This is a genomic window from Acinetobacter sp. YH12106 (genome assembly GCF_013418995.1).
GTDB classification, from domain to species: domain Bacteria; phylum Pseudomonadota; class Gammaproteobacteria; order Pseudomonadales; family Moraxellaceae; genus Acinetobacter; species Acinetobacter pseudolwoffii.
Map to the genome: position 1 here is coordinate 76,678 of NZ_VPAV01000006.1, position 25,600 is coordinate 102,277.

At 44.4% G+C, this 25,600-nt stretch carries 24 protein-coding genes; 14 read left to right on the forward strand and 10 right to left on the reverse strand.

The genetic code is table 11. The features are described 5' to 3' along the window. Nucleotides 1-46 precede the first annotated feature (46 nt). Nucleotides 47-1,564, reverse strand: coding sequence for an acetyl-CoA C-acetyltransferase (locus FTU45_RS07195; protein ID WP_159516011.1), 1,518 nt, complete (start codon nucleotides 1,562-1,564; stop codon nucleotides 47-49). A gap of 240 nt (nucleotides 1,565-1,804) precedes the next feature. Here FTU45_RS07195 and FTU45_RS07200 point away from each other — a divergent pair, with 240 nt between their 5' ends. From FTU45_RS07200 to dnaX, 5 genes are all read left to right on the forward strand, one after another. Continuing rightward, on the forward strand, nucleotides 1,805-3,196 hold the full coding sequence (locus tag FTU45_RS07200; RefSeq protein ID WP_180076204.1) for a 3-oxoacyl-ACP reductase: 1,392 nt from the start codon (nucleotides 1,805-1,807) through the stop codon (nucleotides 3,194-3,196). Between the two features lie 148 nt (nucleotides 3,197-3,344). Beyond that, complete coding sequence (locus FTU45_RS07205) at nucleotides 3,345-4,199, forward strand: MaoC/PaaZ C-terminal domain-containing protein (protein WP_180076205.1); 855 nt, start codon at nucleotides 3,345-3,347, stop codon at nucleotides 4,197-4,199. Nucleotides 4,200-4,258: 59 nt separating this feature from the next. Further along, nucleotides 4,259-5,524 (forward strand): serine hydrolase, encoded by a 1,266-nt coding sequence (locus FTU45_RS07210; protein ID WP_080633092.1) that lies wholly within the window; start codon nucleotides 4,259-4,261, stop codon nucleotides 5,522-5,524. Nucleotides 5,525-5,602: 78 nt separating this feature from the next. Then, a complete protein-coding gene (locus FTU45_RS07215; RefSeq protein WP_034608473.1) occupies nucleotides 5,603-6,046 on the forward strand; it encodes a copper resistance protein NlpE N-terminal domain-containing protein in 444 nt (147 codons plus the stop codon). A gap of 133 nt (nucleotides 6,047-6,179) precedes the next feature. Beyond that, nucleotides 6,180-8,297, forward strand: coding sequence for a DNA polymerase III subunit gamma/tau (gene dnaX, locus FTU45_RS07220; RefSeq protein ID WP_100355356.1), 2,118 nt, complete (start codon nucleotides 6,180-6,182; stop codon nucleotides 8,295-8,297). An 8-nt stretch (nucleotides 8,298-8,305) separates the two neighbouring features. Here dnaX and FTU45_RS07225 read toward each other — a convergent pair whose 3' ends face one another. Both FTU45_RS07225 and FTU45_RS07230 read right to left on the reverse strand, forming a co-directional pair. Beyond that, a complete protein-coding gene (locus FTU45_RS07225; RefSeq protein WP_005170474.1) occupies nucleotides 8,306-8,740 on the reverse strand; it encodes a thioesterase family protein in 435 nt (144 codons plus the stop codon). 44 nt (nucleotides 8,741-8,784) lie between these two features. Next, a complete protein-coding gene (locus FTU45_RS07230) occupies nucleotides 8,785-9,945 on the reverse strand; it encodes an iron-containing alcohol dehydrogenase (protein ID WP_180076206.1) in 1,161 nt (386 codons plus the stop codon). A 120-nt stretch (nucleotides 9,946-10,065) separates the two neighbouring features. On the opposite strand from FTU45_RS07230, the gene FTU45_RS07235 reads away from it, so the two are divergent. From FTU45_RS07235 to FTU45_RS07250, 4 genes are read left to right on the forward strand one after another with little or no spacing between them, the layout of a single operon-like run. Continuing rightward, nucleotides 10,066-10,572 carry a low molecular weight protein-tyrosine-phosphatase gene (locus tag FTU45_RS07235; protein ID WP_005170478.1) on the forward strand — a complete coding sequence of 169 codons (507 nt, stop codon included), beginning with the start codon at nucleotides 10,066-10,068 and terminating at the stop codon, nucleotides 10,570-10,572. Between the two features lie 3 nt (nucleotides 10,573-10,575). Next, the gene (gene murB / locus FTU45_RS07240; protein WP_180076207.1) at nucleotides 10,576-11,616 is read left to right on the forward strand and encodes a UDP-N-acetylmuramate dehydrogenase; all 1,041 of its coding nucleotides are present in this window, start codon (nucleotides 10,576-10,578) and stop codon (nucleotides 11,614-11,616) included. Nucleotide 11,617: 1 nt separating this feature from the next. After that, nucleotides 11,618-12,757 carry a YdcF family protein gene (locus FTU45_RS07245; RefSeq protein ID WP_074383538.1) on the forward strand — a complete coding sequence of 380 codons (1,140 nt, stop codon included), beginning with the start codon at nucleotides 11,618-11,620 and terminating at the stop codon, nucleotides 12,755-12,757. Further along, a complete protein-coding gene (locus tag FTU45_RS07250; protein ID WP_005170484.1) occupies nucleotides 12,757-13,800 on the forward strand; it encodes an alpha/beta hydrolase in 1,044 nt (347 codons plus the stop codon). Before FTU45_RS07245 ends, FTU45_RS07250 begins: the two co-directional genes overlap by 1 nt. 63 nt (nucleotides 13,801-13,863) lie before the next feature. On the opposite strand, the gene FTU45_RS07255 is transcribed toward FTU45_RS07250, so the two are convergent. Next, entirely contained in the window at nucleotides 13,864-15,534 is a 1,671-nt protein-coding gene (locus FTU45_RS07255) for an FMN-binding glutamate synthase family protein (protein ID WP_005097253.1), read from the reverse strand. A gap of 497 nt (nucleotides 15,535-16,031) precedes the next feature. Next, nucleotides 16,032-17,039 (reverse strand): YafY family protein, encoded by a 1,008-nt coding sequence (locus FTU45_RS07260; RefSeq protein ID WP_005097252.1) that lies wholly within the window; start codon nucleotides 17,037-17,039, stop codon nucleotides 16,032-16,034. A gap of 239 nt (nucleotides 17,040-17,278) precedes the next feature. On the opposite strand from FTU45_RS07260, the gene FTU45_RS07265 reads away from it, so the two are divergent. From FTU45_RS07265 to FTU45_RS07285, 5 genes are all read left to right on the forward strand, one after another. Then, on the forward strand, nucleotides 17,279-18,838 hold the full coding sequence (locus FTU45_RS07265) for a circularly permuted type 2 ATP-grasp protein (protein WP_180076208.1): 1,560 nt from the start codon (nucleotides 17,279-17,281) through the stop codon (nucleotides 18,836-18,838). A gap of 22 nt (nucleotides 18,839-18,860) precedes the next feature. Continuing rightward, nucleotides 18,861-19,463, forward strand: a complete 603-nt coding sequence (locus FTU45_RS07270; protein WP_005097250.1) for an alpha-E domain-containing protein — start codon at nucleotides 18,861-18,863, stop codon at nucleotides 19,461-19,463. Further along, on the forward strand, nucleotides 19,460-20,239 hold the full coding sequence (locus FTU45_RS07275; RefSeq protein ID WP_100355354.1) for a transglutaminase family protein: 780 nt from the start codon (nucleotides 19,460-19,462) through the stop codon (nucleotides 20,237-20,239). The genes FTU45_RS07270 and FTU45_RS07275 overlap by 4 nt, the downstream gene beginning before the upstream one ends. Before the next feature lie 13 nt (nucleotides 20,240-20,252). Continuing rightward, nucleotides 20,253-20,987 (forward strand): proteasome-type protease, encoded by a 735-nt coding sequence (locus FTU45_RS07280; protein ID WP_005097248.1) that lies wholly within the window; start codon nucleotides 20,253-20,255, stop codon nucleotides 20,985-20,987. Nucleotides 20,988-21,065: 78 nt separating this feature from the next. Continuing rightward, a complete protein-coding gene (locus tag FTU45_RS07285) occupies nucleotides 21,066-21,497 on the forward strand; it encodes a BLUF domain-containing protein (protein ID WP_005097246.1) in 432 nt (143 codons plus the stop codon). Nucleotides 21,498-21,544: 47 nt separating this feature from the next. Here FTU45_RS07285 and alr read toward each other — a convergent pair whose 3' ends face one another. The 5 genes from alr to rpsF all read right to left on the reverse strand — a co-directional run bounded on the left by alr (nucleotide 21,545) and on the right by rpsF (nucleotide 25,405). Beyond that, complete coding sequence (gene alr / locus FTU45_RS07290; RefSeq protein ID WP_100355351.1) at nucleotides 21,545-22,615, reverse strand: alanine racemase; 1,071 nt, start codon at nucleotides 22,613-22,615, stop codon at nucleotides 21,545-21,547. 48 nt (nucleotides 22,616-22,663) lie between these two features. Further along, the gene (dnaB, locus tag FTU45_RS07295) at nucleotides 22,664-24,106 is read right to left on the reverse strand and encodes a replicative DNA helicase (protein WP_005097243.1); all 1,443 of its coding nucleotides are present in this window, start codon (nucleotides 24,104-24,106) and stop codon (nucleotides 22,664-22,666) included. Nucleotides 24,107-24,322: 216 nt separating this feature from the next. Further along, a complete protein-coding gene (rplI, locus tag FTU45_RS07300; protein ID WP_004645413.1) occupies nucleotides 24,323-24,769 on the reverse strand; it encodes a 50S ribosomal protein L9 in 447 nt (148 codons plus the stop codon). Nucleotides 24,770-24,778: 9 nt separating this feature from the next. Beyond that, nucleotides 24,779-25,006 (reverse strand): 30S ribosomal protein S18, encoded by a 228-nt coding sequence (gene rpsR, locus FTU45_RS07305; RefSeq protein ID WP_005097242.1) that lies wholly within the window; start codon nucleotides 25,004-25,006, stop codon nucleotides 24,779-24,781. 12 nt (nucleotides 25,007-25,018) lie between these two features. Then, entirely contained in the window at nucleotides 25,019-25,405 is a 387-nt protein-coding gene (gene rpsF, locus FTU45_RS07310; RefSeq protein ID WP_004278789.1) for a 30S ribosomal protein S6, read from the reverse strand. Between the last annotated feature and the right edge of the window lie 195 nt (nucleotides 25,406-25,600).

Here is a 25,600-nt window from a genome sequence, read left to right on the forward strand (position 1 = left end):
AAAAAAGCTCCTCAATCGAGGAGCTTTTTTGAATCAAGGTAGCAGCTTATTTTTCAATAATCGCTGTAACACCCTGACCACCGGCAGCACAGATCGATACCAGTACACGACCTGAACCTTTTTGAGCAATCAGTTTGGCTGCCGTCGCAATAATACGACCACCAGTTGCTGCAAAGGGATGACCGGCTGCAAGGGATGAGCCTTTCACGTTCAGTTTTACACGGTCAATTGAACCGAGTGGCGCATCCAGACCTAAACGCTCTTTACAGAATGCTGGATCTTCCCATGCCTTTAAAGTAGACAGCACTTGAGAAGCAAATGCTTCATGAATTTCATAATAGTCGAAGTCCTGAAGTTTTAGGCCCGCACGTTCCAGCATGCGAGGAACAGCATAAGCAGGTGCCATCAATAAACCTTCTTTCTTCTCGACGAAATCAACTGCTGCAGTTTCCTGAAAAGTCAGATAAGCCAAAACTTCATGACCATTGGCTTTTGCCCATTCTTCAGACGCTAGCAGAACGCAAGAAGCACCATCTGTCAGTGGGGTAGAGTTACCCGCAGTCATGGTACGCGCATCGCCCTTACCAAACGCAGGTTTAAGCTTCGCCAGTTTCTCGACTGAAGAATCAGCACGCAGGTTATTGTCACGCTCTAAACCCAGGAATGGCGTGATCAGATCATCAAAGAAACCTTCTTCATAAGCTGCTGCCATTTTCTGGTGTGAAGATGCAGCAAGTTCATCTTGCGCTTCACGGGAAATACCCCATTCCAGTGTGGTAATCGCCTGATGATCACCCATAGACAAGCCAGTACGTGGCTCACCATTTTTAGGTGCGTCCATCAATTCTTTGACATTAATTTTGGTCAAGGCTTTTAAACGGTCTTTGGCAGTTTTGGCAATGTTCAATTCAAGCAGCGCTTTACGCAAGCCGTCACCCAATGCAATGGGCGCATCAGAGGTGGTATCTACACCACCGGCGATTCCTACTTCAATTTGGCCCAGTGCAATCTTGTTTGCCACTAAAAATGCAGCTTGTAAACCCGTACCACACGCCTGCTGGATATCATAAGCTGGGGTTTCTGGTGCCAGTGCCGTATCCAGAACACATTCACGAGTCAGGTTAAAGTCACGGCTATGCTTCAGGACAGCACCTGCAACCACTTCACCGACACGTTGACCTTGCAGATTAAAGCGCTCTACCAGACCATTTAATGCTGCGGTCAGCATGTCCGAGTTAGAGGCAGTAAAATAGGCACCATTCGAACGTGCAAATGGAATACGGTTGCCACCAAGAATAGCAACGCGGCGAACTGTGTTTTGGCTCATATTATTATCCTGTTGAACAGAAGGCTGTGTTTTTGAAACTGAATCTGTTTGAGTTGATGTCGTCTGACTGCTACTGCTCGCTGTACGACGGGTACGCGGAGTTTTAGCCGGACTTTTAGCTGCAGCAGCGGCTGTATCCGTGTTTTTAGTGCTACGCTTAGCACGCGTTGATGATTTTGACACAGCTGGAGATGCGGAATTCTCGACTGCTGGATTTTCTTGAGTTGTTTTGCTCATAAGGCTTTTCCAAGCAAATTGATCGTCTTCTTGTGGCTTACATTAGCATAGATGAGTATATGCTGTATTGACTACAATGACATTGCAGACTGCGCTCAGGTCAAGTCATCTGCCAGATATCTCAAGTATGATTGGGTAGAATCTGGTAGATCTATTGCAATATAAGTATCTGGCATTATATTGAAGTTAAAGGATAACTTTAGATCGATCAAAAATTAATTTGTATGAGAGATAATAAACATGACTGATCAGTACCAAACTTTCGCAAAATCTCCTATTGGTAAATTTGTCATTAAAAATCTGGGCTTGCCATCCCCAATTTCCCTAGACCGTTTCGAGTCTGCAACGCCAGTGGTAAAAGGCGCTGTGTTATTCGGTGCTGCACCTGCGAGTGTATTGACCGGTTCTATTGCCCAGGTACTGGCCAATATTCATGCCAATAGCTATGCAGGCAATAATGCGGAACTGCAACAGGCAGCGGCGAAATCGGGTCTGAACCTGAATGCATTTAATACTGGCGATAAAGAATCCAGGTTTAAAGTGGTTATTTTTGATGCTTCTGGTATTGAAAATTCAGAGCAACTAAAATCACTTTATGAATTCTTTAATCCGATTGCGCGTCAGATTCAAAGTTCTGGTCGTGTGGTCGTGATCGGCACAACACCTGAATCTGCAAAATCTGTGAGTCAGGCCATTGCACAACGTGCGCTCGAAGGTTTTGTCAAATCTGTGGGCAAAGAATTTAAAAAGGGTATTGCAGCCAACCTGATTTATGTCGATGCAGGTGCCGAAGCCAATCTTGAGTCTGTGCTACGTTTTGCAATTTCTCCACGCTCTGCCTATGTGTCGGGTCAGGTTGTTCGTGTATCGGCAGCAGCACAAGTAGACTTGGACTGGAGTAAGCCACTGGCAGGAAAAACGGCAGTAGTAACTGGAGCAAGCCGTGGTATTGGTGAGGCGATTGCTCATGTGCTGGCACGTGATGGCGCACATGTGATTTGTCTGGATGTCCCACAACAGCAGGCGGATCTGGATCGTGTCGCTGGTGAAATTGGCGGCTCTACACTAGCGATTGACATTACTGCAGCCGATGCGGGTGAGAAAATCAAACAGGCGGCAGCGGCGCAGGGTGGTCTGGATATTATCGTGCATAATGCCGGGATTACCCGCGACAAGACTTTGGCCAATATGAAGCCTGAGCTTTGGGATCTGGTCATTAACATCAACCTGTCAGCAATTGAACGCGTCAATGATTACTTGCTCTGCAACGATGGTCTAAATGCAAATGGCCGTATTATCTGTGTATCTTCTATTTCAGGTATTGCAGGTAATCTGGGTCAAACCAACTATGCAGCCTCTAAAGCAGGTGTGATTGGTGTGGTGAAATTCACAGCACCGACATTAAAAAATGGTATAACCATTAATGCTGTGGCACCGGGTTTTATTGAAACGCAAATGACAGCAGCAATTCCATTTGCCATCCGTGAAGCTGGACGCCGTATGAATTCCATGAGTCAGGGTGGTCATCCTGTTGATGTGGCAGAAGCGATTGCGATGTTTGCCTCGACTGCCTCTTCAGGTTTGAATGGCAATGTGGTGCGTGTGTGTGGTCAGAGCCTGTTAGGGGCTTAATTTAGAATCCCCCTAAATCCCTCTTTGCAAAAGAGGGGACTACTCCTCCCTTTGTTAAAGGGAGGTTGGGAGGGATTTATTTAAAAAGATATTCTTCCTTCTTTTAAAAAGAAGGACGTCATAAAGATAAATATTCCAAAGGTTCAGTATGAATACTCGCCATTTTAGTCAACTTCCAAAACCTTATTTAGCCTATCCAAAAGTGATTCAGGGCTTGATTTTTAAAAAGCCAAAAGCTGAAAAAGTTCTACCGCAAGTTGAATATGTGGTGGATTCATTCAAGGTCGATCAAAAGCATCTGAAAGCCTATAATGAAGTTTGTGGTTTTAAAAATAATGGCTATATTCCAGCCATTTATCTAACAGTTCTTTCACAAAGCCTGCAAATGCATATGATGACGGCTGAAGCTTTTCCTTTTCCGGTTCTCGGTCTGGTGCATATCCGCAATCAGGTCAAACAGTATCGTAAAATCGGAGTCAATGAATCTCTCACATTGTCTTGCAAGTTTGGTGAATTGCAGCCGCATGATAAAGGTGTACAGTTTGATTTCATCACCACAGTAAAAGTCGGTGATGAAGTGGTGGTGGAAGCCTTGACCACTTATCTGTCCCGTCAAAAGAGTAAAGGCAAAGCTGCAGCCAAAATCGTCGAAAACAAGACACCCGATTATGAGCTGAATGCTGAATGGGAAATTCTAGAAAATACGGGTCGCCGTTATGCCATGACATCCGGCGACTTTAACCTGATTCATATTCATGCCCTAATGGCTAAGGCATTCGGATTTAAACAGGCGATTGCGCATGGTATGTGGACCAAGGCTAAAGCTTTGTCCAGCCTGGTATTGCCCGATGCCTATGAAGCAGATGTCTGGTTTAAACTGCCCTTATATCTGCCTTCCAAAGTGCAATTCTTAACCGCGAAAGCAGCTAATGATACGGAAATCCTGATTCGTAATAGCAAAAATCAGAAGCCGCATGTCACAGGAACTGTGACCGCAATTTAAAGTACGATAAAAGCCTGAACCTGATTTAGGCTTTTTTGTTTTTAAGAAATCAATATTCTATGGATAGAATGATGCAGCCACTCAAAGATTATTTATTTGCGGATACAGCCCATTACCAAGGAACGGTAAATGAAAATTTCCGTGACCTTGCCCGTCAGTTTAGTCGCCTACAGCATGCTCGCACAGAGCAGGGTGGTGCGGCACTTGTTGTCTATTTTCAGGGACAAAAAGTCGTCGATATTTATACCGGGAAAAAATCGGAATCTGAGGCTTGGCAAACCGATACCATGTCGCTGTGTTATTCGACGGGGAAAGGTGTGCTGGCGACACTGGCACATATTCTGGCCAGTCAGGGCCTGGTTGATTATGACCAGCCTGTTGCAGAATATTGGCCTGAATTTGCGCAAAACGGTAAAGAAAATATTACTCTGGCGCATATGCTGAGTCATCAAAGCGGATTGTTTGATATCCGTAATATCATTGCCGACGCCACTGAAATGGCCGACTGGCCGCAGATGCTAGACCGAATTGCCGCGGCTGAACCACGTTTTCAAGTTGCAACAGATGCGGCCTATCAACCGCTGACCTTTGGCTGGCAGGTCGGTGGTGCATTAGAAAAAGCGACAGCTAAAACTTTAACTGAACTGATGCAGGCATATCTGGTTCAGCCTTTGATGTTGAATGGTGCTTATTTCAGTGTGCCGACCAATGAATTAGCTCGGGTAGCACTGCCGATTTTTAAAGCTAAAGCAGCCAAGTCTCAATCGCAGCCTGCGAAAAAAACAGGATCAAGAAAACCGAATCTGATGGAGCGGGCTTTGATTTGGAGTGGACAAGATCCGCAGGATTTTCAGGATGCGATGATTCCCAAAGGAATGAGGAATTTCAGTTTCTTTAGTGAGCAAGGCCTGCAAGCAATCATTCCATCCGCCAATGGAGTATTTACCGCAGAGAGTCTGGCAAAAATTTATGCCATGCTGGCCAACCGCGGCGAATGGCAAGGACAGCAATTGATCTCGCCTGAAGTTTTTCAGCGTCTCAGTCAGATTCAATGCAAAAAACGCGATCGAGTCATGCCTTTGCCGATGCACTGGCGATTGGGTTATCATCGGGTGCTTACTTTAGGTAAAGCTTCGCAAGGTTTTGGTCATATGGGCTTTAATGGTTCGGGAGCCTGGTGTGACCCTGAGCGTAATTTAAGTTTTGCCTATACCCATAATTTCCCGACAGGTTCATTGACCGGAGATTATCGTCTGTGGGGTTTGACACAGGAAACCTTACGCTGTGCTGATGCCGTCCTGACTGGACGTAAAGGTTGGCGCTAAATATCCCTGATTGGGGAGTTTAGTAAAGTCCTTAAAATATGTTATTTTGGCGTGACTCCCAGTCTGTGGTATGAAGTGATGAAAAAAGTGCTGATGATTCCTCTGGTCGCAAGCAGTGCCTTGTTTGGCTGCCAGGATCAAAACCAATCGACGGCAAATACTGCTATTGAGGCTAAAGCTCAGATTCCTGCCTGGGTCGGGAATTATCAGGGCACCACACCCTGTATGGGATGTTTTTCAAGTTGTGACGATTGTCCGGGTATGGCTGTTGCTTTGAGCTTGCATGATGATCGGACTTTTACGTTATCACGTGAAAGCTTGAGTGGGCATAACCCGATTGAAACCATTACTGGGCCGATTCGTTTTCAGGATGATACGCAACAAAAGATTGAACTGCTGAATGTCGATACCCGCAATCTGGTTTATGTGGATCTGAAAAAGCAGGTTCTGGAAATTCGTGAAGATCAAACAGGCAAACGCTACCAGATGCAAAGTGACTTTATCCTGTTTGAATCGGTCTGATTTTAAGAAAATATATGTTTTATATCCCTTTTTCAATGATTTTGATCAAGGGATTTTTATTGTTTATAAACCGGCATTCATTTCACTATTTACTAAAAAAACAGTATGCTTAGACCTGTAAAAAGGAGCATACATGTATCAAGTACTTGCGCGAAAATACCGTCCTCGTAATTTTAATGAATTGGTGGGGCAAAACCATGTTTCACGTGCTTTAACCAGCGCGCTCGAACGTGGCCGTTTGCACCATGCCTATTTGTTTACAGGAACGCGTGGTGTCGGAAAAACCACGATTGCACGTATTTTGGCGAAGTGCTTGAACTGTGAGACCGGTATCACCTCGACACCGTGTGAAGTCTGTGCGACTTGTAGCGCCGTCAACGAAGGACGCTTTATCGATTTGATCGAAATCGATGCGGCCTCACGCACCAAGGTTGAAGATACTCGCGAGCTGCTCGACAATGTGCCTTATGCACCGACTCAAGGTCGTTTTAAAGTTTACCTGATTGATGAAGTGCACATGCTGTCCACGCATTCTTTCAATGCTTTATTAAAGACTCTGGAAGAGCCACCTGCGCACGTCAAGTTCCTGTTTGCTACGACCGACCCACAAAAGCTGCCAATTACCGTAATTTCACGCTGTTTGCAGTTTACTTTGCGCCCATTGGCTGTTGATGAAATTACCGAGCATCTGGCCCAGATTTTAGGCCAAGAAAGTATTCAGTCGGATCAGGATGCCATCTGGCAAATTGCCGAATCTGCTCAAGGTTCTTTGCGTGATGCCTTGTCTCTGACCGATCAGGCGATTGCCTATGGTCAGGGTGCGATTCAGCATCAGGATGTCAAAGACATGCTGGGCTTGATTGACCGGACCATTATTTATGATCTGATTCTGGCGATTCACCAGAACCAGAAAGCACAGGTCAGTCAGTTGTTGCTGCAATTCCGTCAGCAGGCTTTGGATGTGTCACTGGTTTTAGATCAGTTAATTTCGACTTTGCATGAACTGGCTTTATTACAATATCTGCCTGATTTAAGTCTGAAATATAGTGCTGAAATCAATCAAAAGATCATGCAATTATCCGGTCTGATTTCGGCTCAGGATTTACAACTGTATTATCAAGTTGCTTGTAAGGGACGCGCTGATTTACAGTTGGCTGTGACTCAGGAACAAGGTTTTGAGATGACGGTGCTACGCTTATTGGCATTCCGACCCTTACAGCCAAGCGAGGTTCCAGTCGTTCATGAAGCCGCAACTCAACCAATAGCAGCTTCTCCTACACGTCTACAACAGCCCGTTCAGACACAATTGCAGTCTGAAACAGTCACAGCAAAAACATTTGAAGCGGAACCAGTGTTTGATGATTTCTCTCTGGACGATGAGACGGATGAGGAAGCTTATACGCCATCAATGCCTGAACCATCTTCAGATGATTTTCTCCATGAAGAAAAGTCCACTAATGATCATGCACCTGAGCCTGTTCAACAGGGAGTAATTCAGACAGCGATTGAGGAAGTACAGTCTAGTGATCAGATCGTTTTTGATCCAAATGACGACAAAGGCCTGTTTGGTTTTGATGAAATCGAGAGTAGCGTAGAAGCACCGGCGACAAGCAGCAGCTCGGATGATTTCCTGCTTGAAGAGTTTATTCCTGTAGATGCTGTTACTCATGTCGAAGCAGCACAAGAAATATCTGCTGATGAGGAATTTAGTCTTGCCTCACCGGAATTGGAACTTTCACAGGAAACGATTGCTCAGCCTGTGATTGAAGAAGTCGCTCCGATTCAGACTGCGCTACCGGATGACATTTCCCAAGATTTAAATACGCAGAATCTGATGCCACAGGATATTTTAAAAATCCCTGAGCAAATGTTAGAGGGTGAGTGGAGCGTCGAAAAATGGGAATACTGGTTCCGTAACAGCCAGCTTTCTCCAGCAGTGCAGGAACTGGCACAGTATGGTGTCATGAGCGGACAGATTAATGGCCAATCCGTTTTTCATATCCCTGAGCAATACCAGCAACTTTTGACACAACTGCAACATACTCTGGAAGCTGCTTTACAACAGCAGTGGCCGCAAACTCATTTCCAGGTGAAATTTGAAAGTGTGGACCAGCTAACACCCTATACCATGCAGCATCAGCGGAAGGCTCGTGCCTTTAAACGCGCTGAAGAGCTGTTACAGGCTGAACCTGCGGTACGTGACCTGTTGCAGCAGTTCGATGGTGAATTGCAAAATATTCAGCTGAAATAGACTGGATTTTAAGGCACAACAAATCGAGATAAGGCATCCCGCATTTCGGCTGAAATCGGGGTGCTTTTTCGTGTCTCACGATCGACAAATACATGAACAAAATTACCCTGAGCTGCAGCTGTATCCGAATTGCGTTTAAAAATGGCCAGATCGTAGCTCAGTGATGAATTTCCCATGCTTTCAATGGCCACGCCCACTTCAATAATTTCCGGATAAGACAGTTCCTGATTAAACTGGCAGTTGGAGCTGACCACCAGCCCAATCATCGGAGAGTATTTCGGATCAAAGGCCGCTTCCTGAATCAGCAGGGCATTGGCTGCGGTGTCAAAATAACTGTAATAAGTCACATTGTTGACGTGGCCATACAGGTCATTGTCTGCCCAGCGGGTCTGAATGGGCAAGAAAAAGGCATAGTGTTCGCGTTGTTTGATCGTGGCTTTCATCAGGATTCGCTCTCAGCTAGACAAGGCTTAGTGTGGAAATAGATTTAGGCATAAATCGCCTGGTAAATCTGGTAAGCGTCATCCAACTTGAGTTCGCGTGGATTGTTCTGCAACAGCCGGCTTTGTTGCATGGCATCTTCTGCCATAACCATCAACATCTGTTCTGGTACATTTAACTGCTTTAATTTTAAGGTTAAGCCGCTCTGTATCAGATGATTATTAAAATGATCAATAAACAGATCGGTCAGTCCATCATGACAACCTTTACTGTGGGGATCTAACCAGGTCATCAATTCGGCATAGAGCTGTTTGGCTACAGGTGCATTAAATTTTAAGACTTCGGTCAGCACCAAAGCATTGCTATGTCCATGCGACAGATGAAAATGCCCACCGAGTGGATAAGCCAGCGCATGCACGGCGGCAACCGGTGCGTTGGCAAAGGCTTGTCCGGCCAGCATGGAACCGACCAGCATATTTTGACGGGCATCTAGATCATGACCATCTTGCAGAACACGTTGCAAATTGGCATTCAATAATCTTAAAGCCTGTTTGGCCAGCATATCCGAATAAGGATTTTTCTTGTGTTTTGAGGTATAGGCTTCAATGGCATGTACCATGGCATCGATTCCGGTGGCAGCGGTAATCTGTGCCGGCAAATTCCGAGTGAAAGTCGCATCCAGAATAGCAATATCGGCATAGAGAATAGGCGCGACAATGCCGCTTTTGGTGGTTTCACCTGTAGTAACAATCGAAATTGGTGTGACTTCGGAGCCCGTTCCGGCTGTGGTGGGAACCAGAATTAGAGCTAAACGTGGCCCGGTGGCATTATCGACGCCATACAGATCGGAAAGCGTCTGATGCTGCTCAGGATGCGCCAAAATCGCAATCAGCTTGGCCACATCCATCGAGCTGCCACCACCAAAGCCTAGCACCACATCAATCTTTTCCTGCTTTGCAAAAGCTGCTGCTTCAAGCACTATGTTATCGGGCGGGTCAGCCTGAACATCTGAGTAAATCACATAATCCAGACCGGCAGATTCAATAATATCCAGAATCGGCAGATGTAATTGCTGCTTCAGCATACCCGGGTCAGTCACCAGTAGAAGACGTTGATAACGGCCATTTTTTAGAATTTTAAATAATTCCTGAATCGTGCCTAGTCCGGCAATGATATTGGGGACGGTTTGAAACTGAAAACGATTCATGGCGATATCCTTGATTTTTTTATTGCAAATACGAGATTATTCTATGGTTGTGAGATAGGAATCAGTATATAAATAACTTAACATAAGAATCCTTAAAATAAAGTAGCTCTGAGGTTGTTTATGTCATCCAGAACGCCATACAAGGTGTTATGTGTTTGTTTGGGAAATATTTGCCGCTCTCCCACGGCAGAGGTGGTACTCAGACATTATTGTGATGAACAGCAACTGAATATTGTGGTCGATTCTGCTGGAACCAGTAATTATCATCCGGGCAAGGCCCCAGACCTGCGTAGCCAGCAGCATGCACTGAAACGTGGCTATGATCTGTCAACGCTTCGCGCACGTCAGCTGACCACGCATGATTTTATTGATTATGATCTGATTCTGGCAATGGATCTGGAAAACCTATCTAATATCCAGAATATACAGCGTCTGGCCGAAACTGAGTTCGGTCATTTACGTGCACGCGTTGCATTGATGAGTGAGCATGATCAGGATTATCCACAACAGGCCTTGCCCGATCCTTATTATGGCGAAGCGGATGGTTTTGAACGGGTGCTCGATCAGTGTGAGTCCAGCAGTCAGGCATGGGTTGAAATTTTCAAACAGAATGTACACAAGGTTTAAGCAATGCAGATTCAAACTCAGGTTCAACTTAAACCCTTTAATACCCTAAATTTAGAAGCCGTTGCTTCACACTATGCCCATATTCAATCGACCGATGATCTGCTGGCGGCACTGGATTTTGCTGAACAGCAACAGTTAAATGTGCTGATTCTGTCAGGTGGCAGCAATATGTTGTTGCCTGAACAGATTCACGCACTGGTTTTGCATATCGATATTCAGGGCATTGAGATGCTGGATGGCGATGATCAGTCGCAACGTTTACGCGTGGGCGGCGGGCAGGGCTGGCATGACTTCGTGCTCTGGACTACAGCACAAGGTCTGTATGGTTTACAAAATCTGGCCCTGATTCCTGGGCGTGTTGGTGCATCGCCGGTACAGAATATTGGCGCCTATGGCGTCGAAGTTGGCGAGTTTATCGATTCGGTTGCAGTCTATGATCGTCAGCTCAAACAGTTTGGCTCGATTAGCGCAGCAGATTGCCAGTTTGCCTATCGACATAGTATTTTTAAAGATGAGCCAAACCGTTATGTGATTACCCATGTGACTTTTAAATTACTGAAACAGCCAGATTTGAAACTGAATTACGGTGACTTAAAGACAGCCGTCGGTGATACGCTTACAGCAGAAAACCTGCAACAGCAAGTGATTCAGATCCGTCAAAGCAAATTACCTGATCCGCAAGAATTTCCCAATGTGGGGAGTTTTTTTAAAAATCCGCTGGTAGATCAGCCGGTCTTTGACCAGATTGCGGCATCTTTCCCGAATTTACCCCATTACCAGCAAGCCAATACTCAAGTTAAACTGGCGGCAGGCTGGCTGATTGATCAGGCTGGCTGGAAGGGCAAACAGTTGGGGTCTGTCGGCATGTTTCATAAACAGGCGCTGGTCTTGGTGAATTATGGTCAGGCCTCTCTTACCGATGTGCGTAAAACTTATCGTGCAGTACAGCAGTCGGTCTGGGAAAAATTCAAGCTGCTGCTGGAACCAGAACCTGTATTGTTTGACCAAAATGGATTGATCCGTTCTCATCAGGATGAAAAATGATATGAATAAAACCCATTGGATGGTACGTTTGCTACAAGTGGTCACTGGACTGTTTGTACTATTCGGCTGTCTACTGGTGTTGGTTTATACCCCTTTTTACTCGCAAATGATCGTCAAGGGCTTAAACCAGTTTGTATCTTTAGAACTTAATGAAGTAGCAGCGCAAAGCCAGAAAATGGCAGCATTGAGCGAGCATGAAAATCTGGAACCTGGCTCCGATTTATGGATTGCCCGTCAGGCATATTTAAAGGTCATGGAAAAGGATATCCAACAAAACAATTCTGCCAACCTGATTCTGATTCAGGCACGTTATAAAGCGCTGCAACAGGTCATTGAAGAACATCAGCGTGAGCAGCAAAGTCAAAAGGCAGAGCAAAGTCCGCCAGCTCAAGTCCCATTATTATATTCACAAGTACCGACAGAGCCGGTTGATCCGACTGCAAATGTTCGGAAGTTGCTGGAATGGGACAGCAATGAAAACAAAGAACGTATTGAACAATATATTGAGTTCCTGAGTACGCATCCTATAGAACAAGAAGAGGCCAGCTCGGTACAAGAAACCGCCGAAGAGGAAATTCAGCAGGACCTGGCTTTACTACAAGATCAGCAACAAGTGAAACCGGCGAATAGCTCCCAGCCTTATGCCATTGTGGTGTTGGGTGGCGGTTTAACGCTAGATGAGAAAGGTGAAGAGATTGTGGTCAATCACTATACGCGTTTACGTCTGGAAACCACGCTGGCGGTAGAAAAACATTATCAGTTACCGATTGTGCTGAGTGGTGTAGAAGCGCCGTATATGCAGCGCTGGTTGAAAAACCACGATGTTGATGCCAAATTGCTGGAAGATCGCAGCATGAATACCTGTGAAAATACCCGTTTCAGTTCATTATTATTACAAAAGAAAGGTGGAGCACCGACTGTGATTCTGATTACGGATCGTTATCATATGCCACGGACCCGCCGTTTATTTGCTTTAAATGGCATACAAACCATTCCGGTAGAGGCACCGATGCCGAAGCCTTTGACACGATGGCGTCCAAGTGCGCAAAATTATGATCATAGTCGTCGTGCCAATTATGAAATGTTGGCGACCATGCGCGATATGTGGTTTGGATCTAGTGACTGTCGGGAGGTGCCATAATGTCTGATATCCCATTTTTAAATCCCACGATCCTGAAGCAACTTGATTTACCCATCCCAAGCCGGGATATAACGCCACAACTCTTGCCGCCGTTAAACCTGAATCGTAGTGATGAGCCGCCAATTGATCTGCAATCCTATCGCAAGCTGTATGGCTTTGATTTATTGGACTGCAAACACTGGCAAGGCTACGTACAGATGCCATTGTTTAAATTACATGTACAGGTATTTGAACCAAACCTGGAAAATACCCGCTTTGACAAGATTCAGGGCACTGCTTTCTTGCTGCATGGTTATCTGGAACATAGCGGGATTTATCAGCCGATTGTCAAAGAGCTGCTGGAGCAAGGTTTTAGTGTATTGACCTATGACCTGCCCGGACATGGTCTGAGTGATGGTTCACCTGCCAGCATTCAGAATTTTGATCATTATCAGCAGGTTTTGCATGCCGTACATCGCTATGTACAACTTGCCTCGCAATTGCCCAAACCTTGGGTGGGAATTGGACAGAGTACCGGTGGTGCAATCTGGATGCATCACTTACTCGAATTTGCACAGCGCCGCGAAAATCCTTTTGTAGAACGGGTTTTGCTGTTATCGCCGCTGATTCGTCCTGCGAAAACAGCCTGGTGGCATAACTCGGTCGGGCTGGGCATTATTAGCCGGATCAAGCGTGAAGTTCCCCGGCATTTCAGACGCAATAACCATAATCCGGAGTTTCTGCGTTTTATCCGGCTTAAAGATCCGTTACAGCCGCGGATGATGGGTATGGACTGGATTCTGGCGATGTCGCGCTGGATGCTGGAAATGGAAGCGCGTCCGGCCTGTCGTATTCCGGTCTGGCTGGCACAGGGTGCACAGGATCAGACCGTAGACTGGCGCTATAATATCGAATTTATCCGACGTAAATTCCGTCTCCAGACCTTACTGATGCTGGAAGAAGGTTCGCATCAACTGATCAATGAACGCGCGGATATTCGTGCTGCATTGACCGGCTTGATTCCTGCTTTTCTACATGCACAGGGCAGTAAAACCTATTATTGATCTACAATTCAATGTGAAAAAAGGCGTTTGATTAAACGCCTTTTCTAATTTAACTGTATTGAGTTAAAATTTATCCAGTTTAGCCAGGTTCCACATCCGGAAGTAGAAGTTCTCCTCATCCTTATTTTCACAGGATAATAATTCTCCCTCTTTCAACCAAAAATGAATCTGCGCAAAGTTCTTTATTTCGTGATTATTCACACGTTGTGCCAAGTGATGTGCCTTAATCGCCGAAGGGTGTTTCAGGCCTGCAGAAGCAATCAGTTCAGACAAGGCGTGTAAGGTGTTTTTATGATAATGAAATACGCGCTCTGCTTTGGTGGGCACATGTAAGGCCTTTTGACGATCTTTATCCTGTGTGGTGACACCGACAGGACACTGGTTGGTATGACAGCTTTGAGCCTGAATACAGCCGACGGCAAACATAAAACCACGTGCCGAATTCACCCAATCTGCCCCAATCGCGAGCGTGCTGGCAATATCAAATGCACTAATAATTTTACCACTTGCACCAATTTTGATTTTATCTCTTAAACCTGCACCAACAAGGGTATTATGCACAAATAGTAAACCTTCTCTTAGGGGTGCACCGACAAAGTCGATTAACTCAATGGGTGCAGCGCCCGTTCCACCTTCAGAGCCATCGACGACGATGAAATCGGGATAAATCTGGGTGTGCAGCATGGCTTTGACCATACTCATAAACTGCCAGGGCTGCCCCAGACATAGCTTGAATCCGACCGGTTTTCCGTTGGAAAGTTCACGTAATCGTTGGATGAAATTCATCATTTCAATCGGGGTGCTAAAGGCGGGATGACTAGAGGGTGATACGCAATCATGTTCACGGCTGATGCCCCGGATTTGGGCAATTTCTTCCGAGATCTTACTTTTAGGTAAAATACCGCCATGTCCGGGTTTAGCCCCTTGTGATAACTTGATTTCAATCATTTTTACTTGCGGTAATTTGGCTTGTGCCGCAAAGCGTTCCGGATCAAACTGTCCATCTAAGGTACGGCAGCCAAAATAACCACTGCCAATTTCCCAGACCAGATCGCCCCCATATTCAAGATGATAGGGGCTGATACTGCCTTCACCGGTATCATGGAAAAAATCACCTTTTTGAGCGCCGAGATTCAGCGCACGGATTGCATTGGCACTCATACTGCCAAAGCTCATGGCTGAAATATTTAAAATGGAAGCAGAGAAGGGCTGTGTACATTGCTCATTGCCGATCAGGATACGGAAAGTTTGTGGATCGGCCACCTTACATGGCGTCAAAGAGTGACTGACAAATCTATAATTGTCTTCATAGACATTGAGAATTGAACCGAAAGGTTTATCTGAATTTTCATTTTTCGCCCGCTGGTACACCAGACTACGTTGCATACGGGAAAAGGGCAGTGCATCGCGGTCGGCTTCAATAAAATATTGACGAATCTCCGGACGAAATTCTTCGAAGATAAAGCGGAAATGTCCCATGATGGGGTAGTTTTTCAGAATAGAATGCTTGTTTTGCAGTACATCATACAAACCCAACAGGCTCAGGAGTATACTCAGAATCCACAGGGTATTCACCAAAGTTTGCGGCATAAAATAATAGATATAACGCGGCGAATAACCGATATGGAATGTGGTAAAAATCACTGCAATCAGAATGCAGGCAAACCAGACTGAATGGCGAGAAAAGAAAGTATTGAGCAGCTTGTGCCGTACTAATTGAGCAGGGTTAGCCATTGTAAAATTAAGTCCCTATTTCTACTTCTATAGGGCTTTATGATGTGCAGAGCCAGGTATCTTATGCAAGCATAGAATTGTTATTCAATTTTATAAACTTGCCAAAAATCATACCCAGACAGGCAAGCAATCAGTAGCAATTGCAGATAAATTTTGCGGAAAAATTCCTATAGAAAAAATATGCAAAGCACATATATTCTATTTATTTCACAGGCAGAGTGAATGCTTTTATAGTCGATTTATCACCCATACAGGAGTTATAAACCATGACAAAAAAATCCATTCGCTTTAATAATGCCGAACTGGCTTGCTCATGTCTCAGTTCTATTTAAATATTGAGGTTTCATCCAATCTGCATTTCGGGGTATTAGAGAAAAGCAGGTTGGTACAGCGGTAGACCACCAGAACAATCATAAAAATACAAGCATAATTCTCCAATCCCCAATCTGGGGATTTTTTTATTCTGGAATTATTAAAGCTGAATGAAATCCATTTGGTTAAGGGTTTTCCTCATCCATCTGGCTAACTGCATTGGACACCATACTGGGTTCAATATGTTTAATCTTTTTACCAAAGCTGCGCAGCCACCACACCAGTTGTGAAGTAAAAGGAACCGTTGCACTAATCAGCGACATACCATTGTCCAGTTTTTCAATCTTCTGATCTTTACTGAGCTGACTTTCCTCAAAATAATGTGCATCCGATTCCGACATGCTCAGTTTTAGCATGACATTTTCAGTAGGGTGATTGAAATCCACCCGGAAGCCCAATGCACCAGAATCGATATAGTCATCAATATCAAAATTCACCGGATGCAGGGCACGTGAATTGAGAACTACTGCCGATTTAAAACGGTGCAGGGCAAAGGTCTGAATATCAGATTTGTCATGACGGGTACAGACCAGATAAATGATGGAGCCTTTTTGCACCAAAGCCAGTGGATTGAGGATATAAGTCTTTTCTTCGCTGTTGTGACCGCGGCCCTGATAGACACATTCCAGCTGTTTGTCCTGCAACAAGCCTTCATATACCGCCTGCTGTGCAGTCTTATCCACGAAAGGTGGAATGAGCGGTTGGGTGGCTGGCACAATCCGTACCCGATTAATCCATTGGCGGACATTGTTTTGCGAGGACAGACTGCGGCGTGCCAGATCAAACCAGGGATTCATTTCTTCGATCAGGCTCGGTGGCAGCAAATGTTTTAAATGTTCTTCGACCATCATAAAGGTGACCGCCTGTGAGCTGGTCATATGCGGCAAGCTTTGCAGCGGTGCATCTGAGCGCCAACGCCAGCCTTGTGGTGTGGTCTTGCTGCTTTCGATTGGAAAGCGCTGCGCAATCTGGTTCAGGTCACGCTGAATGGTACGCAGGCTGATATCAATTCCTTCGCGATTCAAGATTTCCTGTAATTCACGTGTTCCCATCCATTTGCCGGTAGAAAGACGCGACAAGATTTGCCATTGGCGATACAGGCTATTCGAGGTTTCTTTTTCTTGTGCTGACATAATTTATTTTGCTGGCGATAAAGAGGATGGGATTTAGGCTTAGACTAACACAATAAAAAAACTCTCATTTTTTCGCAAGTCTTTCTGCGCAACAATTGTCCTACAAACTAAAAACAACTTGGTAAGAAATGGCATTGAGTTCAGGGCGCATTTATTAGATTAATGGTAGTCGCAATATAGGTTCAATGGCATGGATATTGCTTTGATTTAATTATAATAGATGATAAGACGAGGTTTGTATGCTTAAAGGAAATCGGGATACAAATGTAATTGAAAAAATTGATAATTTTAGTTCCCAAAATCTTGGGAAAAATTTTATAGAGGCTAAAACAGCAACGGTATCGACTACAGCAAATCCACAACTTTTATTTCAACAGTTGTCTTCAAAATTCTTTAATGAAATGCAGGATGAGCAAGTCATGTCCAGTCAGGCAAGTCAAAGACTGGAAGAATGGTTATCCCAACACACGCTGGATGAATTGAATGCTCTGAATCAGGTGGCAAAAGAACATTTTTTACATCATGGCATTAGCTTTACGGTTTACGAAGATAAAGAGGGGGTAGAGCGAAGCATTCCTTTCGATATCATTCCACGAGTGATTGACCGCAAACAGTGGAATATAGTGGCTCTGGGGTCGGCACAACGCGTGCGCGCACTGAATCTGTTTTTACATGACATTTATCATCAACAGGATATTTTAAAAGCCAATATCATTCCTGAACTCCAGATTTTGACGCATGAGGCTTATCAGCCGCATATGTATCAACATAGCCTGAAAGGCAGGATTTATAGCCAGATTAGTGGCATTGATGTAATACGTGATTCCAAGGGCAAATTTTATGTCTTGGAGGACAATCTTAGAACGCCATCGGGTGTCTCTTATATGCTGGAATGCCGTAAGATTAGCCAAAAGCTGATGCCGAAAATATTTGAACAGTCCAAGATTGCTGGAATTGAGCAATACCCCCAGCTTTTAAAAGAAATCCTGATCGAAAATGCCCATGTCGACAAACCCTTTGTCGTAGTGCTGACGCCAGGGCGTTTTAATAGTGCTTACTATGAGCACGCCTTTCTCGCAAGAGAAATGAATGTACCGTTGGTAACATCACGTGATCTTTTTGTTGATGACTCGAAGGTTTATGTAAAAACTATACGTGGTCGCCAAAGAGTCGATGTTATTTATAGACGGGTCGATGATGCTTATCTCGATCCATTATGCTTTAAACCGGAGAGTACCCTGGGTGTACCTGGCTTAATGTCAGCTTATTTACAAAATAATGTCCTGATTGCCAACGCACCGGGTACAGGTGTCGCAGATGACAAATCGATTTATCCATATGTCGATAAAATGATTCATTTTTATTTGGGTGAACAGCCAATACTAAAAAATGTTCCGACGTATCAATGTCGTAATCAGCAAGATTTAAGCTATGTTTTGGCCTATCTGGACCAGCTGGTGGTAAAAGAAGCTCAGGGTTCGGGTGGTTATGGCATGCTGATTGGGCCACAGGCTTCGAAACAGCAAATTGAATTTTTCAGGGAGAAAATTTTAGCTGCGCCGCATTTGTATATTGCGCAGCCAACTTTGGACTTATCGGTTAGTCCGACTTTGACCAATTTTGGTATTGCTGAACGTCATATTGACTTGCGCCCATTTGTCTTAAGCTCGCCTTACCGTACTGAAATTGTGCAGGGTGGCTTGACACGTGTAGCGATGCAGCCCGGTTCACTGGTGGTGAATTCATCACAGGGTGGCGGTATTAAAGATACCTGGGTAGTCGACAATTTACATTCATAATATTCCAAAGAAGGAAAATGTCATGGTTTTGCTGAATAGCAATGCACAACATATTTTTTGGTTAGGGCGTTATTTATCTCGCACTCATTTTTTATGTGCGCGCTTTCCATTTTTAGAAGACGAAGCAGCTGTGGCCTATGCCCATGCTTTTTGTTTACCCGCTTTTGATGCCAGTTCCTTAAATGAATTGGTACTAGATTCAACTCAGACCGCATCTTTTAGCCAGCAGTTTAAAGTGGCTAAAGATAATATTCAGGAACTACGCGGAGTATTGTCTGCATCAGGCTATGCAGAACTAATGAAACTGATCAAAACTGCAGACAAAAATGCTGGTTATATTTGTGAAGTGGTGACTGAATGTGAAGATATTCTGGAAGCTGAATCTGCCGATATTTTTCTGTTCTTTAGCCTGGGACAATGTGTCGAACAGCTCGATCATCAGTTACGACTCGGTGAAGAAACCAGTACGACACTGTGCAAGATCGATGATGTAGTCAGAATTCTAGTGGAAATGGGCTGGGGTGACCTGGAGCAATACTGGGAACAGTTGCGTACAGAACCGAACCGGATTCAGTTCTATCAGTTTAGCGACCATATCCATCAACTGTTTGAGGCAGATGTATGAAATTGATGGTGAATCACCAAACGCATTATATGTATACAGCTGAGGTGAGGAACAGTATTCAGTACATCAAAATGATGCCTTCGAGCAATGCGCATCAACGGGTGCATTCCTGGGATATTAGTGTACCGGGGAATAAAGAAATCCGAAAAGATGCCTTTCATAATCTGTGGATGACCTGTAACCAGCGCGAACCTTATTATTCCTTAACGATCATGGCGCAAGGGATTGTCGAGCTGAATCCCGCGCATCAGACTGGACTGAATGATTCAATCAATCCCAATATTTTTTTACAGCCGACCGAATCAACGCAATGTAATGCAGCAATGAAAAATTTTGCACAAGCTCATGTCCCTGCATTAAGCCGTCAACATCTGATTGAACTGGCACAGGCCTTGCTGGAACATGTCCCTTATATTTCCAATAGCACCTCAGTGCAAGGCTCTGCCATAGATGCCTTTGAAGCACGTCAGGGGGTCTGTCAGGATCATAGTCATATTTTCATTGCCATGTGTAAATATCTGGGCTTAGCTGCCCGTTATGTGTCTGGCTATTTATATGCACAAAATGCTTCACATCTGGCCAGTCATGCCTGGGCAGAGGTGTTTGTAGAGCAGACATGGTATTGTTTTGATGTGAGTAATCTGCTGTTTAGTCCAAGCTCGCATATTTATGTGGCCATTGGGCGGGATTATTGGGATGTAGCACCGGTACGTGGTGTGAGGGAGAAGGGCGGTGTGGAATCCATGCATTCCATTGTTCAGGTACTAGGATGTTAATAAGGACAAAAGAATGACGTATTGTTGTGCGCTACGTTTAGAGCAAGGTATGCTTTTTATTAGTGATACACGGACCAATGCCGGAGTAGATCATATTTCTGTCTTTCGCAAACTGTATACCTTTGGTATTCCTGGGGAGCGTATGATCGTCATACAGGCCTCCGGAAATCTGGCCACAACACAAGCCGTAATTGGGCGTATCAAAAATCAGCTAGAATTGAAGCAGGAACCCAATATACTCAGTCTGCATACCATGTTTGATGTGGCTGAACTGATCGGGAGCACGCTTAAGAGAGTCATCGCCAATGTCACCAGCGACATTTTGGAACAGAGTAATTATTATTGTAATTTACTGGTGGGTGGTCAGCTCAAAGATCAAGAAATGCAGCTCTATCATGTGTATCCGCAAGGAAATTTTATCTGTGCCACGCGGGATACGCCGTATTTCCAGATTGGCGAGAGTAAATATGGCAAGCCGATATTGGATCGCGCCTTGACTTATGATATGCCGCTGGATGAAGCTCTGCGTTGTTCGCTCATTTCATTTGCATCGACCTTACGTTCCAATGTATCGGTCGGAATGCCACTCGATGTGCTGGTGTATAAAAAAGACAGTTTAATGATGCCGAGGGGTAAACGTATTGCCGAAGATGATGAATATTTCACGTCGATCAGCCGGCAATGGTCAGACACCTTGAAAAAAGGACTGGCAGCGCTACCTGTTCCATCGAATGAATATTTTCTGTAAAAGGTATTCTGGTTCAGTTTTTTCGCGTACAGTATGAACTTCTGTGCACCAGCATAATAAAAATAGATAAGTTAGCGCATGTACCAATTTTGTTACGCCAGTAAAAGTACGTCTTCTAAAGTTGATTTGCTTGAAGATCTGACCAATATCCTGAAAGAAGCACGTGATTTTAATCATCGCTATCAAGTCACAGGAGTGCTGTATTTTGCCGATGGTTATTTTTTTCAATGTCTGGAAGGTGAGTGTTTAACCTTAAAAAGTCTGCTGCTCGAGAGACTCAATAAAGATCCTCGCCATCATGATATTAAATTGTTTGAGACCAAGGAAATCGAATATCCGAGTTTCCCCGACTGGTCGATGAAGTATATTTCTAAACGCAGTCAAATCCAGCAATTCTGTCAGGACATGGGATTTAATGACTTTAATCCTTTTGCCTTTCAGCAACATCATGTCGATGCTTTATTAGAGAAATTGAGTTTAGAGCAGGCTGAAGAACAAAAATCAGCTTAAATAAAAAGCCCAACTTCTGTTGGACTTTTTTGGCTCTGAGGATCAACTCAAATAACTTTACGTAGCGGACGATGACTGAGTCTGCATAACAGTTCATAACCAATGGTGCCATTGGCTTCAGCAACATCATCGACCAAACGGGTATTCCCCCAAAGTTCGACTTGAGTACCAGGTTTTACCTGCATAGCAGTTACATCAATCGCGATCATATCCATTGCTACACGACCAATGACACGCGTTTGCTGGCCATTAATCGCCACATAGTTCTGTTTCGGGAAAGCACGAGGGTAGCCATCACCATAGCCAATTGAAACAATCGCAAGTGTCATGTCTTGCTCAGCTGTAAATGTTGAACCATAACCGACATGCTCACCTGCCTTGATATGGTTGAGCGCAATCACTTCGGCAGTAAAGGTCATGACTGGTTTTAAATCCAGATCATGCACATCACGATCTGCAAATGGAGTCGCGCCATAAAGCATGATCCCGGGACGGACAAAATCAAAATGCAATTCTGGATATTTATAAATGGCTGCTGAGTTACAACATGAACCCATCAATGGTGCACAGTCATTTTTAATTTCTAAGAATTGACGGATTTGTTCATCATTCAGCGGGTGATCAGCATCGGCATTGGCAAAATGCATCGCCAAAACACAAGTAAAACCTTCAGCTTTGAGTTGATTGATCACGTCTTTAATTACATCAATTTTAAAGCCAAGACGGTTCATCCCGCTATTCAGCTTGACCCAGACTTTCAGGTCTTTGGCGATATAAGCATCTTTATGTGCCAAGAGCCAATCGACCTGTGCCTGCTGATGCACAATCACTTCAATATTCTGATCAATCACGATTGGCATTTCGTCTGCAACAAAAACACCTTCGATGAGCGTGATCGGCTGTTGATAACCCAGTTCACGAATTTCCAGGGCTTCTTGTAAGCATGCGACACCAAAAGCATCGCTTGCACTTAAGGCTGCCAGGCAGTCTTTAACTCCATGTCCGTAAGCATTGGCTTTGACCATACTGACGATTTTAGCGGTTGGGGCAAGTTGTTTGACACGGTTTAAATTATATTGCAGTGCTGCACTGTCAATATAAACTGTAGCTTGGCGCACCCTAAATTACTCCTGGAGGGACGATGGAAATCTGATGATTGAGCTTGTTTACTCTTCATCATCATACTGAGCATAAAACTCAGGTGAGAGATTACTAAAACGGGTATATTGACCTTCGAAAGCCAGACGTACCGTACCAATCGGGCCGTTACGCTGCTTACCAATAATAATTTCAGCAGTGCCGGCTTCCTTTGACTCCTTGTTATAAACCTCGTCGCGGTAAATGAACATGATCAAATCGGCATCCTGCTCGATTGCACCGGATTCACGTAAATCGGACATCACCGGGCGTTTATTGGGGCGGTTTTCCAGGGCGCGGTTTAACTGGGAAAGTGCAATCACAGGGCACTGCATTTCTTTGGCTAAGGCTTTTAAACTTCGTGAAATTTCCGAGATCTCGCCGACACGGTTGTCGCCCATACCGGGTACTTTCATCAACTGAAGATAATCGACCATGATACAGCCGAGTTTGCCACCATGCATTTTGGCAATACGACGGGCACGGGAACGTAATTCAGTTGGTGGCAGGGCAGAGGAATCATCGATATACAGGTTTTTTTCCTGTAAATGCACAATGGTACTGGTCACTTTTGACCACTCATCGCTGTCCATTTTGCCTGAACGCAAATGCCCCTGATGCACACGGCCAAATGACGAAATCAAACGCATGGCAATCGAATCCGCTGGCATCTCCATAGAATAGACCAGCGCCGGCAGGTTGTTATTAAATAAAACGCTTTCGACCAGATTCATGGCAAAAGTGGTTTTACCCATGGACGGACGCGCTGCGACAATAATCAGGTCGCCGGATTGCATGCCTGAGGTTTTATTATCCAGTTCCACAAAACCTGTGGTTAAACCGGTAATGCTACCTTCCATTTGTGATAATTCATTCAATTTATCAAAAACATCGGCAACGACAGAGTTAATCGGTTTAGGCCCTTGCGCCTTGGCATTGTTATTATGTTGTTCTGCAATCGAGAAAATATTGGTTTCAGCCAAGTCCAGAATTTCACTGACGGTACGGCCTTTGGTGTCATAGGCATTTTGTAAAATTTCAGAGCTGACTTTAATCATGCTGCGCAGGGTGGAGAATTCTTTAATTTTGCCTGCATAGGTTTCCAGGTTGTAGAAACTCGATGGCGAGTCTGCCATGAGCTGCATCAGATATTCTTCACCACCAATGGCATCCAGCAAGTTCTGCTTGATCAGCCAGTCATGCACCAGTACCGCATCATAAGGTGAGTTTTCTTTAGAGAGTTGATCAATGGCGCGGAAAATATATTTATGTCGGGTCGCATAAAAATCATTTTCAGTCAGCACATCACCGACCTGTTCAAAAGATTCGGCAACGGTCATTAATGCAGCAAGTACGGCTTGTTCAATCGCTAAATTGTGCGGTGGAGTACGAAATTCCTTGAGATTGCTGTTCTCAGTACTGATTTCGATATTAGCGCTGGTCGGCTTTTTGCTGGCATTCGCCTGTGACATATAAATCCCTGATTTTAAATACAATGGTTAAACATTATCGGAGATGAATAGCTTTTATTCACTACGACATGAAATCATACGCGTTCTGAAATCAAATGCGAAGGGTAAATTTTCATTTGTATGGGTAATAAAATAATTTTTAAGCAGGAGATACCTGTCATTTTTTTATAGATAAAAAAAGAGCATGCTTTCGCATGCTCTTTTTGAGGCGAGAAATTACTCAGCTACGATAGTAACCAGAACTTCTGCAGTAACATCATGGTGCAATTGGATTGCGATGTTAAATTCGCCAGTGTGACGAAGTGCGCCATTTGGAAGACGTACTTCTGCACGGTCTACTTCTAGACCAGCATTTGTCAACGCGTCAGCGATGTCACGAGTACCGATAGAACCGAATAGTTTACCTTCGTCGCCTGCTTTCGCAGTGATTACGATATTTACTTCGTTCAATTGGTCAGCACGTGCTTGAGCAGCAGCTAAAACATCAGCTTCAGCTTTCTCAAGTTCAGCACGACGAGCTTCAAAAGCAGCAGTGTTTGATTCTGTTGCAGCAACTGCCATACCTTGTGGGATAAGGAAGTTACGGCCATAACCAGCTTTAACTGATACTTTATCGCCTAGTTTACCTAGGTTTTTAATGCGTTGTAATAAGATAATATCCACAGCTCAACCTCACTTATGATTGTCAGTGTAAGGGATCAAAGACAAGAAGCGAGCTTGTTTAATAGCTAGCGCCAATTGACGTTGGTAACGAGCTTTAGTACCTGTAATACGGCTAGGAACAATCTTGCCGTTTTCAGTGATGTACTGTTTTAAAGTGTCGATATCTTTGTAGTCGATGTACGTAACGTTCTCAGCTGTAAAGCGGCAGAACTTGCGACGACGGTAAAAACGTGCCATGTTATGTTCTCCTTAAGCTTCAGCAGAGTCTTGAGCGTGTTGTGCTTCTTCACGTTGAGCTTTACGCGCACGTTTTTCTTCAGCACTTTTCGCCAATAGTGACTCTTCAGTGATTGCGTTTTCACGACGGATGATAAGGCTACGAATGATTGCATCGTTATAACGGAACAATTCTTCAAGCTCATCAAGAGTAGTCTGACCACACTCAACATTCATAAGAATGTAGTGAGCTTTGTGGATCTTGTTGATTGGGTAAGCCAATTGACGACGGCCCCAGTCTTCAAGACGGTGGATTTGACCTTCAGCTTCTTTGATGTGAGTTAGGTAGCGTTCTACCATACCAACGACTTGATCGCTTTGATCAGGGTGTACTAAAAGTACGATTTCGTAATGACGCATTGTCAGCTCCTTACGGTTTGGACAGCCCCAATTTAAGTAAATTGAAGCAAGGAGTCACAACCAAGGTTGTGTCGCAGTGTTTGCGAAGGGTGAATTGTAGAGATTTTCGAGGATAATTTCAACCAGATAAGCCATTTTTGTGAAATTATATCTATTGCCAGATTCTCTTATCAAAAAATCGTTATATTTTTAATC